4 protein-coding genes are annotated in these 17,274 nt (G+C 64.2%); 3 read left to right on the top strand and 1 reads right to left on the bottom strand.

What is annotated here, in order from left to right:
* Positions 1-72 precede the first annotated feature (72 nt).
* Positions 73-1,017 (bottom strand): transglutaminase-like cysteine peptidase, encoded by a 945-nt coding sequence (locus tag AC3EMP_RS27465; protein WP_023704344.1) that lies wholly within the window; start codon positions 1,015-1,017, stop codon positions 73-75.
* Positions 1,018-1,340: 323 nt separating this feature from the next.
* Between AC3EMP_RS27465 and AC3EMP_RS27470 the strand changes: the two genes are divergently transcribed.
* The 3 genes from AC3EMP_RS27470 (at position 1,341) to AC3EMP_RS27480 (ending at position 17,246) form a co-directional block, all read left to right on the top strand.
* Positions 1,341-16,022, top strand: coding sequence for a cadherin-like domain-containing protein (locus tag AC3EMP_RS27470; RefSeq protein ID WP_488494698.1), 14,682 nt, complete (start codon positions 1,341-1,343; stop codon positions 16,020-16,022).
* A 68-nt stretch (positions 16,023-16,090) separates the two neighbouring features.
* On the top strand, positions 16,091-16,462 hold the full coding sequence (locus AC3EMP_RS27475) for a hypothetical protein (protein ID WP_023824758.1): 372 nt from the start codon (positions 16,091-16,093) through the stop codon (positions 16,460-16,462).
* Between the two features lie 34 nt (positions 16,463-16,496).
* Positions 16,497-17,246 carry a lytic transglycosylase domain-containing protein gene (locus AC3EMP_RS27480; protein ID WP_352713782.1) on the top strand — a complete coding sequence of 250 codons (750 nt, stop codon included), beginning with the start codon at positions 16,497-16,499 and terminating at the stop codon, positions 17,244-17,246.
* Positions 17,247-17,274 lie beyond the last annotated feature (28 nt).

The following is a 17,274-nucleotide window of genomic DNA, read 5'->3' on the forward strand; positions in this document are numbered from 1 at the left end:
AAAGTGTGAGCGGTTTCCGTGGAAAATTGCGTCAAACAAGAGATAGAGCGCTCAAGACTCTCTGATGGGAGCTTACGGCTGCACACCTTCACCAGGCGCGACCGTCGAAAGGCCGCCCTTGATATCGGCTGTTTGAGCAGAACCGGTCTTCGCGCCATGGATCCACGCGCGATCGGTGCTGAACGAATACAGCGGCACGTAGGTCGGCAGGTCTGTGTCGCGGGAAACTACATTGCTCAAACTGTCGAGAATGAAGACGCCGCTGCCGGTGCTGACCGACAGCACGGCATGAAAGAAACCGCGCTTGCGATCCTGCAAGACGACCAGCGACATGCTCTGCGCCGGGATGCCTGCATGCAGCAGCGCGGCCATCTTGAGGATGGCGAAATCCTCGCAGTCCCCTGCCCGCCGCTCAAGGATTTCCGCGGGCTTGGCCCAGTAGTCGAGCCTGCCGTAAACCGCGCTGTCCTTCTTGTAGGCGATGGCGCGATTTATACTTGAGTTGACGAAGGACAACTTGTCGATGAAGCGCTTGTTCCCGGCTGCCTTGACGATCTCGGCAAAGGCGCTGTTCTTGCGTTCGCACGCGCTGCTCGCGGTACAGTCGACAATTGCCTTGTAGACCGGCGCCCAGCGCGCCGAAACCGGGAAATTGCGCATCGACAGGGCAACAGAACCGAACACGCCGGGAATGATCGCCGCCGTCTGGATCGGGTCGATCCCGGCGGCGGGCGGCGCGATCGAAGAACCACGCTTTTCATCAACGGCAACAGGACCATAGCTGCTGAAAATCATGCCGATCCGGTAGGCTGGAACCGGCTGCCATGGCTGCGGCCGAGCCAGCGAAACGCCGCCGAGACTGGAAGGGGTTTCGACCGCCGCCAGAACTCCAGCGGCAGCGCCGGCATTCACGGCAATTGCTTTCGCGGATGATGGCTGCGGCAGGCTTGTGATCGCCATTGCCAGCAGGATGAGCCTGAGCCCGGTTATTCCCAGGGCAGTTTTTTCTTTTTTCATAACGCCCACCTCTTGACTGTGGACGGTACCAATCTTGTCTCAAATTACTGGAAAGGAAGGTGGATAAGTTTCCTTCAATCGGGAATACCTATTTTGTGTAAAATTTTATTCAAATTTATACTTCTGTTTACCAATCCAGCTCAGCCGGCGGATATCAAACGAGGCGCGGCGCGGCCAATGCATATCAGATTATATCTTCCGGGTTTACCACGCGTAAAAAATGCCGAGACTTGCATACCAGGATATATGAAATTGATTGCGGGACAGTTGCAAAGCAGAAGTCGTCACTGTCTCTATCCGGGAAATGCCGGAGGGGTTTGGCGATGACGACGAGTAACGATTTGGATACCGTCTCGAATTCTTGGGACGAGCACTCTTCACATGAACATGGCGGCTCGCCATCGCAGGCAGGCATCCAGGTAGCGCAGGCCGCTCAGGCGGCGCCTGCCGAGCCGGTGCCGGTCGATGTCGGCAGTGGCGCACCCGTTCAGCCGGCAGCACCCGCGGAGGCGAAAGCGCCGGCGGCAGCCGCGCCGCATGAATACGTGGCCGACGCCAGCAACATCGTGAAACTTCCGGCGGACGTCTCCATCGACAACATCAAGGTCGACGGCCACAATCTGTTGCTGGAACAGGCGGACGGTTCAGTCATCCTCATCAAGGATGGCGCGCTCAACGTGCCGACCTTCATCATCGGTGATGTCGAAGTTCCGCGCGTGGCCTTGCTGGCCGCTCTTGAAGCGAGCCACGTCGATGTCGCCTTCGGTGCCGATGGTTCGATCTCGGCCGGCCCGGGCGGCGCCCCAGGCAGTGCCGGCGGCGACTTCACCATTCCCCCAGGCGGTATCGGCGACGGCTTCGATCTTTCCGCATTGTTGCCGCCGACGGACCTGCAATTTGGACGGCTGGAGCCGCGTGAGCTGACGATCGGGGTCAGGGAAGAAGATACGACGCCGACAATCGACATTGGCTCCGGATTTGTCGTCAACGAGGCCGCGCTTTCCGACGGGACGGACCCGGCCAGCACCGCCGAGCAGGTTTCAGGGACCTTCAACATCGTCTCGGGTGATGGCATCGGGACGCTTGTCATTGACGGTGTGGACGTGACCAACGGCGGCAGCGTTGCCGGGCAATACGGCACGCTCGTGGTCACCGGCAATCCTACGAACGGCTATAGCTGGATTTATACCCTTGCCGACAACACTCTTGATCATCACGACAACTCATCGACCGGAACGACCGAGGGGGTTTCCGACAGCTTTGCCGTCGTGGTTACAGACACAGACAATGATCCGGCCACCGCGACCCTCAATATTGGTGTGCTGGACGACGGCCCTACGCTTTCGGTCCAGGCAACCGCGCAAGCGGCACAGTTGCTTTCGGTCGAGCTCGACGAGACGGTCGGCGGCGACCGCTATAATGCCGGCGAGACCGAAGATGCCGGCGGCAACGCCAACACCGATGACGGCGTTGGCCTGGCCCAGGTGACGACCGGCCTGGCGGGTGGCCTTTCTTCGCTGTTCGCCGTTGGCGGCGTCTACGGTGCCGACGGGCCAGGCAGCACGACCGCGCAGTTGGCATTCACCGGCATTCCGGCCGGTGGCCTTGCCACGAATCTCATTGCCACGGACGGCGGGGCCATTACGCTCTTCCTCGAAGGAGGAGTGATTGTCGGCCGCGACACGCAGGGTGATCAGGTCCTGACCATTGCGATCACCGGCGCGCCCGGCGCAGAGCAGTTGCAGACCACGCTCTACGAAGCGCTCAACCATGGCGCCGACGGCAACAAGTTCGATTCCGAACTCAATCTGTCGCTGACCAATGGCGGCCAGGTTCAGCTGCAATATGAGGTGACGCGCCAGGACGGCGACGGCGACACCGTCATCGAGAAGGCTACCGTCGATCTGATCGACGGCAACGGCTCGGCATTCTCCTTCGACGATGACGGGCCAAGCCTTACGGTCGGCACCCACGATGGAGCCGCTGGCCTGCTTTCGGTCGAGCTCGACGAGACGGTTGGCGCGGACCGCTACAATGGCGCTATCGGCGAGACCGAAGACGCCGGCGGCAACGCCAACACGGATGATGCCGGTCCGGGCCTGGCACAGGTCAACACGGCAGTATCGGGCGGACTGACCAATCTGTTCACGATCGGCGGCAGCTATGGTTCGGACGGTCCTGGAACCGTCACCGGAACTTTGAGCTTCACCGGCATTCCGGCCGGTGGCCTTGCCACGAATCTCACTGCCACCGATGGCGGCGCCATCACACTGTTCCTCGAGGGCGGCGTTATCGTCGGCCGCGACACGCAGCTCAATCAGGTTCTGACCATCGCGATCACTGGCGCGCCGGGCGCCGAGCAGCTGCAGACCACGCTCTACGAAGCGCTCAACCATGGCGCAGACGGCAACAAGTTCGATTCCGAACTCAATCTGTCGCTGACCAATGGCGGCCAGGTTCAGCTGCAATATGAGGTGACGCGCCAGGACGGCGACGGCGACACCGTCACCGAGAAGGCGACCGTCGACCTGATCGACGGCAAGGGCTCGGCATTCTCCTTCGACGATGACGGGCCGAAGGCCATTGGCACCGCCCAGATCACCGCGAATGTCGACGAGGATGGCCTGCACAACAGCCAGTCCACCGGAAATGCCGACAATCTTCAGCCTGGCGAAGTGACCGGAACAAACTCCGCGGTTGCCATCGGTGCTGCCGGCGCATTGAATGCAATCGTCGACTTCGGCTCTGACGGCCCGAATGCGACCTCGGCCTTCGGCCTTGTCACCCAAACCACCCCATCGGATTCGGGATTTGATTCGAAAGGCGGCAACGTCCTCATCGTCTCCGACGGCACGACCCTGACCGGCTATGTCGATGTAGGCGCCGGCGCCGGCTATCAGGCGGGCACGGATCGTCCTGTTTTCACCCTGACCGTCGGTGCGGACGGCTCCTATGTCTTCACCCTGATCGATCAGATCGATCATCCGACTCTGGATACGCTCCCGGGCGACAACACCGAAAATACGCTTGCCAATGGCGGTATCGATCTTTCGGCCTTTGTCGTTGCCATGGACGGTGACGGCGATACCATCGGACTGGCGGCTGGTACATTCAAGGTCCAGGTGCTCGACGACGTTCCGCAGATCGTCGCGCGGGATGCCGGCACGACGACCACAACCACGACCGAAACGATCGTCTACACGCTGCAGGCCGGCAACACCGATGTTCGCGGCATGGATGGCGCAGGCAACCACGACATCAAGCTCAGCGCCGTCGACATCAACGAAGGCGACAATTCCGTCAACACCACCGGCACCAAGATCGGCGTTGGCGACGGCCAGATCATCGACGGATACGAAACCCATCCGCATTTGACCGGCCCCGAAATCGTGACGATGGACTTCGTCAACAATCTTGTCATCGCCCCCAACAATCCGAATCCGCCCAGCATCACCGACGGTGGTTCATACGACGTCGACTCGGTCAAGTTCACGATCGATGTTGCGGAAGCCCAGGGTGTCGAAGCCGCCGTGATGTTCATCGGCGCCAAGGACGGTGGCACATTCGAGCCGTTCACCGTGAGCATCAATGGTGTGCTGACGGCCGGCACGGCTGTGTTCGAGGGCGGCGTGCAGGTGGGCTATGCCTTCGCCGGCGTGCCCGATGGTGCGACTGTCGAGGTCATCGGCAGCACCCCGTTCGACCAGCTCAAGGTGGGCAACTACAACGATTTTACCTTCGATTCCAACGCTGGCGGAACCGATGCGACCCTGACTGGCGGCAACCCGTTCAAGATCTTCGGCATCGAAGCCAAGGTCACGACAGTCACAACGCAGACCGAGGTCTTCCGGGTCAGCCACGACGAATCCGCCGGCGTCAACAACGCCGCAGATCCCAATCCGGCGGATGACACCGCTCTCTCCCCGCCAGCTCTGGTGGACGAGCCGGGGGCGTTGGGCTACGCAAAATCGTCAGCCAGCGCGCTCGGCCTTTTCAACGCCTCGGTCGGCGCCGATGACGACGCGACATTCTCGTTTGCCGTCACCGACGCGATTGGCAATCCGCTGTCAAACGTCGATTCCGGCCTGAAGACACTCGACGGCTCGGCGATCATGCTCTCGACAAATGCGGACGGCGTTCTCGTTGGTTCTGCCAACGGCGTCGACGTCTTCAAGGTTTATGTCGATCCGACCGGAGCGGTCTGGATCGGGCAATATCAGCCGATCGCTCACAATGTCGACGGTTCAAGCACCGCAGCCTTTGACGACATAGCGACCGTCGCCGCCGACCTGCACGTCAAGGCCACCATCACCGATTTCGACGGCGACACGAGCACCGCCGTATCCCATGTCGCGTTGAGCATCGAATTCCAGGATGATGGCCCGGTTGCGGTCAACGATCAGGACTCGGTCACCGAAGATGGGCCGCTCACGGCAGACGGCAATGTGATCACGGGGGTCGGCGGCGCCGACGCAAACGCAACCGACGGCCACGCGGATCACCTCGGCACCGACGGCTTGGGCTCGATCACCTGGGACGGCGCCGTTGCCAGCCACGTTGCTGGAACCTACGGCCAGCTTACGGTAGGCGCCGACGGCAGCTACACATATGTGCTCTACACCCAAGCCCAGAACCCGGCCGGGTATGCCGCGGTACAGGCGCTGGATGTCGGCCAGACCGTGGCCGAGAGCTTCGACTATGCTGTGGCGGATGGCGACGGCGATACCGCTCTGGCGTCCCTGACCATCACCATCAACGGCACCAACGACGTGCCGCAGATCTTCGTCAACCAGGGCAACCCGGCCGGCGCCCACGACCTGGTCTATGAAGCGGGCCTTCCGGCGGGCTCGGCGGCCGGCAACGGCAGCACGGTGGCGACAGGCACCTTCACAGTGTCGGACCCCGACGGGCTCGACGACGTCCAGAGCGTCACCATCGGCGGCACCACGGTTGCCATCGGCAGCCTCAACGGTTCGACCTTCCCGGGCGATCACGGCACGCTGCTGATCACCGGCTACAACGCGGTAACCGGCGTAGCGACCTACCAGTACACGCTGACCAGCCCGACCACGGACGTTCCCGCCGTCACCGAGACCGAGACCTTCTCGCTCACAGTCTCGGACGGCACCTCCTCGTCAGCCCCGGCGGCGATCGTGATCGATATCGTCGACGACGTGCCGACGGCCACCGCCGACGGCGGCAATGTCAATGAAGGCGCCCTGCTGACGGTCGCCGCGACCGGCGTGCTGGGCAACGACGTGGCCGGCGCCGACGGCGCCACCATCGATGGCGTGCGCGCCGCCGGCGGCAACACCACGACGGCCGTATCGGGCGGTGTCGGCACCGACATTGCCGGCCTGCACGGCACTTTGCATCTCAACGCCGACGGCTCCTACACCTACCAGTCGACGGCCAACAACATCGCCGCCGACACCACGGACGTGTTCGTCTACACGCTCAAGGACGGTGACGGCGACCTGTCGACGACGACGCTGACCATCAACCTGGCCGATGCCGGGCTTGTTGCACCGGCCGACAACGACGTGACGGTCAACGAAGCCGCACTCGACACCACCACGAGCGGCGCCGACCTTGCGCACGGCTCGGTGACCGGCTCGCTGCCGGCCCTGGCCACCGAGACCGATGCCTCCAACCAGCTCAACGCCACTGGCGGCTTCGCACCGCTGACCTATCAGCTGCTGAGCGGCGGCAATGCCGCCACCGCAGGCACCTACGGCACCATCCAGGTCAATACCGACGGCACCTATGTCTACACGCTGACCTCACCGGTGCATGGACCGGCGACCGCCGGTACCGACACCGTCAACGCCGCCGAGAGCTTCACCTACAAGGTCACCGACGCCAACGGCAACACCACCACCGGCACCATCAACGTCGCCATCGTCGACGACGTGCCGACGGCCACCGCCGACGGCGGCAATGTCAATGAAGGCGCCCTGCTGACGGTCGCCGCGACCGGCGTGCTGGGCAACGACGTGGCCGGCGCCGACGGCGCCACCATCGATGGCGTGCGCGCCGCCGGCGGCAACACCACGACGGCCGTATCGGGCGGTGTCGGCACCGACATTGCCGGCCTGCACGGCACTTTGCATCTCAACGCCGACGGCTCCTACACCTACCAGTCGACGGCCAACAACATCGCCGCCGACACCACGGACGTGTTCGTCTACACGCTCAAGGACGGTGACGGCGACCTGTCGACGACGACGCTGACCATCAACCTGGCCGATGCCGGGCTTGTTGCACCGGCCGACAACGACGTGACGGTCAACGAAGCCGCACTCGACACCACCACGAGCGGCGCCGACCTTGCGCACGGCTCGGTGACCGGCTCGCTGCCGGCCCTGGCCACCGAGACCGATGCCTCCAACCAGCTCAACGCCACTGGCGGCTTCGCACCGCTGACCTATCAGCTGCTGAGCGGCGGCAATGCCGCCACCGCAGGCACCTACGGCACCATCCAGGTCAATACCGACGGCACCTATGTCTACACGCTGACCTCACCGGTGCATGGACCGGCGACCGCCGGTACCGACACCGTCAACGCCGCCGAGAGCTTCACCTACAAGGTCACCGACGCCAACGGCAACACCACCACCGGCACCATCAACGTCGCCATCGTCGACGACGTGCCGACGGCCACCGCCGACAGCGGCAATGTCAATGAAGGCGCCCTGCTGACGGTCGCCGCGACCGGCGTGCTGGGCAACGACGTGGCCGGCGCCGACGGCGCCACCATCGATGGCGTGCGCGCCGCCGGCGGCAACACCACGACGGCCGTATCGGGCGGTGTCGGCACCGACATTGCCGGCCTGCACGGCACTTTGCATCTCAACGCCGACGGCTCCTACACCTACCAGTCGACGGCCAACAACATCGCCGCCGACACCACGGACGTGTTCGTCTACACGCTCAAGGACGGTGACGGCGACCTGTCGACGACGACGCTGACCATCAACCTGGCCGATGCCGGGCTTGTTGCACCGGCCGACAACGACGTGACGGTCAACGAAGCCGCACTCGACACCACCACGAGCGGCGCCGACCTTGCGCACGGCTCGGTGACCGGCTCGCTGCCGGCCCTGGCCACCGAGACCGATGCCTCCAACCAGCTCAACGCCACTGGCGGCTTCGCACCGCTGACCTATCAGCTGCTGAGCGGCGGCAATGCCGCCACCGCAGGCACCTACGGCACCATCCAGGTCAATACCGACGGCACCTATGTCTACACGCTGACCTCACCGGTGCATGGACCGGCGACCGCCGGTACCGACACCGTCAACGCCGCCGAGAGCTTCACCTACAAGGTCACCGACGCCAACGGCAACACCACCACCGGCACCATCAACGTCGCCATCGTCGACGACGTGCCGACGGCCACCGCCGACAGCGGCAATGTCAATGAAGGCGCCCTGCTGACGGTCGCCGCGACCGGCGTGCTGGGCAACGACGTGGCCGGCGCCGACGGCGCCACCATCGATGGCGTGCGCGCCGCCGGCGGCAACACCACGACGGCCGTATCGGGCGGTGTCGGCACCGACATTGCCGGCCTGCACGGCACTTTGCATCTCAACGCCGACGGCTCCTACACCTACCAGTCGACGGCCAACAACATCGCCGCCGACACCACGGACGTGTTCGTCTACACGCTCAAGGACGGTGACGGCGACCTGTCGACGACGACGCTGACCATCAACCTGGCCGATGCCGGGCTTGTTGCACCGGCCGACAACGACGTGACGGTCAACGAAGCCGCACTCGACACCACCACGAGCGGCGCCGACCTTGCGCACGGCTCGGTGACCGGCTCGCTGCCGGCCCTGGCCACCGAGACCGATGCCTCCAACCAGCTCAACGCCACTGGCGGCTTCGCACCGCTGACCTATCAGCTGCTGAGCGGCGGCAATGCCGCCACCGCAGGCACCTACGGCACCATCCAGGTCAATACCGACGGCACCTATGTCTACACGCTGACCTCACCGGTGCATGGACCGGCGACCGCCGGTACCGACACCGTCAACGCCGCCGAGAGCTTCACCTACAAGGTCACCGACGCCAACGGCAACACCACCACCGGCACCATCAACGTCGCCATCGTCGACGACGTGCCGACGGCCACCGCCGACAGCGGCAATGTCAATGAAGGCGCCCTGCTGACGGTCGCCGCGACCGGCGTGCTGGGCAACGACGTGGCCGGCGCCGACGGCGCCACCATCGATGGCGTGCGCGCCGCCGGCGGCAACACCACGACGGCCGTATCGGGCGGTGTCGGCACCGACATTGCCGGCCTGCACGGCACTTTGCATCTCAACGCCGACGGCTCCTACACCTACCAGTCGACGGCCAACAACATCGCCGCCGACACCACGGACGTGTTCGTCTACACGCTCAAGGACGGTGACGGCGACCTGTCGACGACGACGCTGACCATCAACCTGGCCGATGCCGGGCTTGTTGCACCGGCCGACAACGACGTGACGGTCAACGAAGCCGCACTCGACACCACCACGAGCGGCGCCGACCTTGCGCACGGCTCGGTGACCGGCTCGCTGCCGGCCCTGGCCACCGAGACCGATGCCTCCAACCAGCTCAACGCCACTGGCGGCTTCGCACCGCTGACCTATCAGCTGCTGAGCGGCGGCAATGCCGCCACCGCAGGCACCTACGGCACCATCCAGGTCAATACCGACGGCACCTATGTCTACACGCTGACCTCACCGGTGCATGGACCGGCGACCGCCGGTACCGACACCGTCAACGCCGCCGAGAGCTTCACCTACAAGGTCACCGACGCCAACGGCAACACCACCACCGGCACCATCAACGTCGCCATCGTCGACGACGTGCCGACGGCCACCGCCGACAGCGGCAATGTCAATGAAGGCGCCCTGCTGACGGTCGCCGCGACCGGCGTGCTGGGCAACGACGTGGCCGGCGCCGACGGCGCCACCATCGATGGCGTGCGCGCCGCCGGCGGCAACACCACGACGGCCGTATCGGGCGGTGTCGGCACCGACATTGCCGGCCTGCACGGCACTTTGCATCTCAACGCCGACGGCTCCTACACCTACCAGTCGACGGCCAACAACATCGCCGCCGACACCACGGACGTGTTCGTCTACACGCTCAAGGACGGTGACGGCGACCTGTCGACGACGACGCTGACCATCAACCTGGCCGATGCCGGGCTTGTTGCACCGGCCGACAACGACGTGACGGTCAACGAAGCCGCACTCGACACCACCACGAGCGGCGCCGACCTTGCGCACGGCTCGGTGACCGGCTCGCTGCCGGCCCTGGCCACCGAGACCGATGCCTCCAACCAGCTCAACGCCACTGGCGGCTTCGCACCGCTGACCTATCAGCTGCTGAGCGGCGGCAATGCCGCCACCGCAGGCACCTACGGCACCATCCAGGTCAATACCGACGGCACCTATGTCTACACGCTGACCTCACCGGTGCATGGACCGGCGACCGCCGGTACCGACACCGTCAACGCCGCCGAGAGCTTCACCTACAAGGTCACCGACGCCAACGGCAACACCACCACCGGCACCATCAACGTCGCCATCGTCGACGACGTGCCGACGGCCACCGCCGACAGCGGCAATGTCAATGAAGGCGCCCTGCTGACGGTCGCCGCGACCGGCGTGCTGGGCAACGACGTGGCCGGCGCCGACGGCGCCACCATCGATGGCGTGCGCGCCGCCGGCGGCAACACCACGACGGCCGTATCGGGCGGTGTCGGCACCGACATTGCCGGCCTGCACGGCACTTTGCATCTCAACGCCGACGGCTCCTACACCTACCAGTCGACGGCCAACAACATCGCCGCCGACACCACGGACGTGTTCGTCTACACGCTCAAGGACGGTGACGGCGACCTGTCGACGACGACGCTGACCATCAACCTGGCCGATGCCGGGCTTGTTGCACCGGCCGACAACGACGTGACGGTCAACGAAGCCGCACTCGACACCACCACGAGCGGCGCCGACCTTGCGCACGGCTCGGTGACCGGCTCGCTGCCGGCCCTGGCCACCGAGACCGATGCCTCCAACCAGCTCAACGCCACTGGCGGCTTCGCACCGCTGACCTATCAGCTGCTGAGCGGCGGCAATGCCGCCACCGCAGGCACCTACGGCACCATCCAGGTCAATACCGACGGCACCTATGTCTACACGCTGACCTCACCGGTGCATGGACCGGCGACCGCCGGTACCGACACCGTCAACGCCGCCGAGAGCTTCACCTACAAGGTCACCGACGCCAACGGCAACACCACCACCGGCACCATCAACGTCGCCATCGTCGACGACGTGCCGACGGCCACCGCCGACGGCGGCAATGTCAATGAAGGCGCCCTGCTGACGGTCGCCGCGACCGGCGTGCTGGGCAACGACGTGGCCGGCGCCGACGGCGCCACCATCGATGGCGTGCGCGCCGCCGGCGGCAACACCACGACGGCCGTATCGGGCGGTGTCGGCACCGACATTGCCGGCCTGCACGGCACTTTGCATCTCAACGCCGACGGCTCCTACACCTACCAGTCGACGGCCAACAACATCGCCGCCGACACCACGGACGTGTTCGTCTACACGCTCAAGGACGGTGACGGCGACCTGTCGACGACGACGCTGACCATCAACCTGGCCGATGCCGGGCTTGTTGCACCGGCCGACAACGACGTGACGGTCAACGAAGCCGCACTCGACACCACCACGAGCGGCGCCGACCTTGCGCACGGCTCGGTGACCGGCTCGCTGCCGGCCCTGGCCACCGAGACCGATGCCTCCAACCAGCTCAACGCCACTGGCGGCTTCGCACCGCTGACCTATCAGCTGCTGAGCGGCGGCAATGCCGCCACCGCAGGCACCTACGGCACCATCCAGGTCAATACCGACGGCACCTATGTCTACACGCTGACCTCACCGGTGCATGGACCGGCGACCGCCGGTACCGACACCGTCAACGCCGCCGAGAGCTTCACCTACAAGGTCACCGACGCCAACGGCAACACCACCACCGGCACCATCAACGTCGCCATCGTCGACGACGTGCCGACGGCCACCGCCGACAGCGGCAATGTCAATGAAGGCGCCCTGCTGACGGTCGCCGCGACCGGCGTGCTGGGCAACGACGTGGCCGGCGCCGACGGCGCCACCATCGATGGCGTGCGCGCCGCCGGCGGCAACACCACGACGGCCGTATCGGGCGGTGTCGGCACCGACATTGCCGGCCTGCACGGCACTTTGCATCTCAACGCCGACGGCTCCTACACCTACCAGTCGACGGCCAACAACATCGCCGCCGACACCACGGACGTGTTCGTCTACACGCTCAAGGACGGTGACGGCGACCTGTCGACGACGACGCTGACCATCAACCTGGCCGATGCCGGGCTTGTTGCACCGGCCGACAACGACGTGACGGTCAACGAAGCCGCACTCGACACCACCACGAGCGGCGCCGACCTTGCGCACGGCTCGGTGACCGGCTCGCTGCCGGCCCTGGCCACCGAGACCGATGCCTCCAACCAGCTCAACGCCACTGGCGGCTTCGCACCGCTGACCTATCAGCTGCTGAGCGGCGGCAATGCCGCCACCGCAGGCACCTACGGCACCATCCAGGTCAATACCGACGGCACCTATGTCTACACGCTGACCTCACCGGTGCATGGACCGGCGACCGCCGGTACCGACACCGTCAACGCCGCCGAGAGCTTCACCTACAAGGTCACCGACGCCAACGGCAACACCACCACCGGCACCATCAACGTCGCCATCGTCGACGACGTGCCGACGGCCACCGCCGACAGCGGCAATGTCAATGAAGGCGCCCTGCTGACGGTCGCCGCGACCGGCGTGCTGGGCAACGACGTGGCCGGCGCCGACGGCGCCACCATCGATGGCGTGCGCGCCGCCGGCGGCAACACCACGACGGCCGTATCGGGCGGTGTCGGCACCGACATTGCCGGCCTGCACGGCACTTTGCATCTCAACGCCGACGGCTCCTACACCTACCAGTCGACGGCCAACAACATCGCCGCCGACACCACGGACGTGTTCGTCTACACGCTCAAGGACGGTGACGGCGACCTGTCGACGACGACGCTGACCATCAACCTGGCCGATGCCGGGCTTGTTGCACCGGCCGACAACGACGTGACGGTCAACGAAGCCGCACTCGACACCACCACGAGCGGCGCCGACCTTGCGCACGGCTCGGTGACCGGCTCGCTGCCGGCCCTGGCCACCGAGACCGATGCCTCCAACCAGCTCAACGCCACTGGCGGCTTCGCACCGCTGACCTATCAGCTGCTGAGCGGCGGCAATGCCGCCACCGCAGGCACCTACGGCACCATCCAGGTCAATACCGACGGCACCTATGTCTACACGCTGACCTCACCGGTGCATGGACCGGCGACCGCCGGTACCGACACCGTCAACGCCGCCGAGAGCTTCACCTACAAGGTCACCGACGCCAACGGCAACACCACCACCGGCACCATCAACGTCGCCATCGTCGACGACGTGCCGACGGCCACCGCCGACACCTGGGCTCCGACCATCACAGGTGCAACGGTTCTCACTGGTCTCTTGGACAACGACAAATTCGGAGCCGACGGCGTCGACACCGACAACAATCCGGTCAGCGGCCAGGTGACCGCCACCAACGGTGCTCACGGCACCGTCACCTACAACAACGATGGAACGTTCACCTACACGCCGACGGGCATCTATGTCGGCTCGGACTTTTTCACCTACACGATCAAGGACGGTGACGGCGACACTTCGACGGCCACGGTGACCCTGAATGTGCAGACCAACACCGTTCCATCGGGTGGCGGGACTGCATCGTTGACATTGAACGAAGCCGCGCTCGACACCACGCTCGATGCTTCGGCGCCTGCGGATCTCCAAGCCGGGGCCGTGACCGGCACCAACCCAGGCAGCCGCGGCGAGACGGCGCAAGCAATCAGCGGCATCACCTTCACCACGACCGGCGAAGCCATTAATGTTGCATTCGCCAACCCGACCGGCGATCCAAACTGGGTGGCGCCGACTGTTTCTGGCCTAGCCTCTGGATACACAATCAGCTGGGCGCTCGTCGGCAACCAACTCGTCGGCAGTCTGATACAAACGGCCGGCAGCGTGAACCTCGGCGCATTCGTCTATCTGGCGCTGTCAAACACAAGCGCCGGCGCCAACAGTTCGTTGACACCCGTCGTTACCGCGACACTGACCGACCAGCTCCAGCATCTTGCCGGCTCGGGCAACGTCACCATCAACGGGCTTCAGGTGGTGGCAACCGACACCAGCGGTGATCATGTTTCCGGATCGGTCAATCTGACGGTCCTGGACGACGTTCCGCTGCCATTCAAGCCGGATGGCATCTTCGTGGAAAACACCACGCATACGGTGCTGACGGAGAGCATCAATTTTGCCGCGAGCGCCGGTGCTGACGGCGTTGGCAATGTCGTGTTCAACGTGACCGAAGGCGCGGCCGTCACATCAGGCAGCACAAACATATTCCTGAATGGCGAGCAGGTCTTCTTCCACGTCGTCGATACGCATACTGTGGAGGGACGGACCTCGGCCGCGAACGGCAGCGACCTCGCTTTCACGGCGACCCTGAACCCGGCGACAGATACTTGGACATACACCCAGGCCGCGACGATGTTTGCCGGCAACCAGTTCAATACGGCGAACTTCTCGCCAAGCGGTGGCAACAACCAAGCGATTGTCCTGGACTCCATCGGCTCAACCAGCGACCTGCTCGCAACCGCCAACAGCCCCAATTCCGTGAACACCAGCACGGGCAGTTGGGGCGTCGATGGCGGAAACAGCATCAGCCCTGGTGAGAAGATCCGCTTCGATTTCGTCAGCAATGCAACCACCGACGGCACCATCGCCGGAACCCCCGCGGGCATCGGGGCGGGAACCCACTATACGGATCACTACGAGGTGGCTAGCTATACACAGGGGATTGGCAATGTCTCGGGACCTGGCCTGGTTTCTATAACGATCCGCCCGGTCAACGCCGACTATGATAACACCTACATAGGTGATGTTACCGGCGAAAGCACGGCCCTCGGCGCCTTGGTCACTGTCGTCAACGGCTCCGGCGGAGCTACTCCGACCGCAACGAACAATGGGGACGGAACGTGGACGATCACCGGTCTCGCGCAAGGCGACACCTTTACCGTGGTTGCAAATTCGGACCCGTTCAGCGCAATCGAAATTTCGGCCAATGTTGGCTCGAATGACTTCAAGCTAGGCCCGGTCACCTACACGACCGCCAACGCCGTCACACCGTTCGACATCTCGATCCCGGTCACGGCAACCGACGGTGACGGCGACCCAATTGCCGGGTCAGTGACGGCACACCTTTCGCCCGATCTCAGCACCTGGCAAGGAACTTCGGGCGTGGACACTCACACCACGACCGCGACAGAAACCACGCTGCTCGGCGAGGACGGTAACGACACCCTCAATGGACTCAATCTCCAGGCTGATATCCTCTCCGGCGGACGCGGCGATGATACCTTGTCGGGCAACTCCGGTAACGACACGCTTTACGGCGGCTCGGGAGCGGACATACTGTTCGGCGGCGACGGCAACGACCTGCTGATCGGCGGTTCCGGTCAGGACACGCTCACCGGTGGTATAGGCGTCGATACGTTCAAGCTCGAGCACCTCGACATCAAAGATCTTATCGCTGACTACAGCGGTGTCGGCGGCCATGGCGACATCATCGACCTTACCTCCTTGTTCGATACAGCCGCCGGAGGGGCCAATGTCGGCGACTTCGTGAACTACAATGCGGGAACGAACACTGTCAGCGTCGACGCCGACGGTTTGGCCAACGGCGCCAATTTCGTGGACGTGGCCACCTTGACGAATGCACCCGTCGCCAACACGATCACCCTGCTCTACGATGACGGAGTGACGCAGCATACGACAACGGCAAACGTGGTCTAGGAGCATGGTGCGGGGCCACGCGACTATGCTATGTATTAGAGATTAGGAATACAGAGGGGGATCTCATCATGAAACGTTCCGTAAGACTGTTGGTTTCCGCTGCGACGCTGTTGCTGGCAGTCGGGTCGACGGGCTATGCCGCCGACATCATCGACGGGCCGGTGGCCGACTATTGCCGGACCGTCGGCACATCGAACCTGGTGTTGAACGACAACATCGTCGATCTCAAGGTCCAGGTGGTCAAGCTGATGGACGAGTCGGTGGCCGTCGCCAACAGCTCGGAATGGATCAATTCGTCCCGCCCCGCCTTCGTCTGGGCGTCGGAAGCCAAGGTCGCCTGCGGCATGGCCTATGGCTACCTCAAGACGAACTACAAGGACGAGGACACGCTCAACAAGTGCGAGTGCTTCCACGACCGCATGGTCGAGTACATGAACTGACCGAAAGGGATCAAGTCGCGCCGACAGGCTGACGATGATCGCCCGTGGAAGATTGTCGAGAGCGATTGCCGGAGCGATCGCACTGGCCGTTTTTGCCCCTGAAGCCCGTGCCAACTGGCTGGAACGACCTGCCCTCGAGCAGCAAGCTCCGTCCGGCTTGACGCGGCCGGTTCGCTGCGATGTCGCTCCGGAATGGACGCGCGAGACATTCAAGGCGTTCGCGACGTGCCAGGCATCGCTCTACGGCCTGGAGCCGGTGCTGGCGCACGCGGTGATGGAGATCGAAAGCGGATTCGATCCCGATGTGCACGGCGCCGATGGTGAGGTCGGGTTGATGCAGGTAATGCCCGCGACGGCCCGAATGCTGGGCTTTCGTGGCTCGCTCGACGAGCTTGGCGCGCCGGCGACCAACATCGCGCTCGGCGTCAGATATCTGGCGCAGGCAAACAGCCTTGCCGCAGGCGATCTCTGCACCACCGTCATGAAGTATCGTGCCGGGCACGGTGAAACCCGGTTCTCCGAACTTTCGGTCCGCTACTGCCGGCGTGCGCTTGCAATCCTGGCGAGAGAAGGTTTTGCGGTGGCCGGGCCATTGCCGGTGGCGACGTTCGGATTCTCCGCATTCCCGACAGCAGGAGACGATGGTGCCCCTGCCCCGGCGAGGCGGATTTGTGTGCGCCGCCTGTTCGTGCCGGGCCCACGATACATGAAATGCGCGGACTATCGAAGCGCCGGGCAAGCCAGAATGATCAAGGCGCTCCGGGCAAAACTTTTCGACGGCTGAGCCATAATCCAGCAATTGCAAAGACGGC

The sequence above is a fragment of the Mesorhizobium sp. P160219 genome (assembly GCF_057786095.1).

Bases quoted from the DNA above. Each gene is read 5' to 3' on its own strand.
- AC3EMP_RS27470 (WP_488494698.1), top strand. From the start codon at position 1,341: ATGACGACGAGTAACGATTTGGATACCGTCTCGAATTCTTGGGACGAG.
- AC3EMP_RS27465 (WP_023704344.1), bottom strand. From the start codon at position 1,017: ATGAAAAAAGAAAAAACTGCCCTGGGAATAACCGGGCTCAGGCTCATC.
- AC3EMP_RS27480 (WP_352713782.1), top strand. From the start codon at position 16,497: ATGATCGCCCGTGGAAGATTGTCGAGAGCGATTGCCGGAGCGATCGCA.
- AC3EMP_RS27475 (WP_023824758.1), top strand. From the start codon at position 16,091: ATGAAACGTTCCGTAAGACTGTTGGTTTCCGCTGCGACGCTGTTGCTG.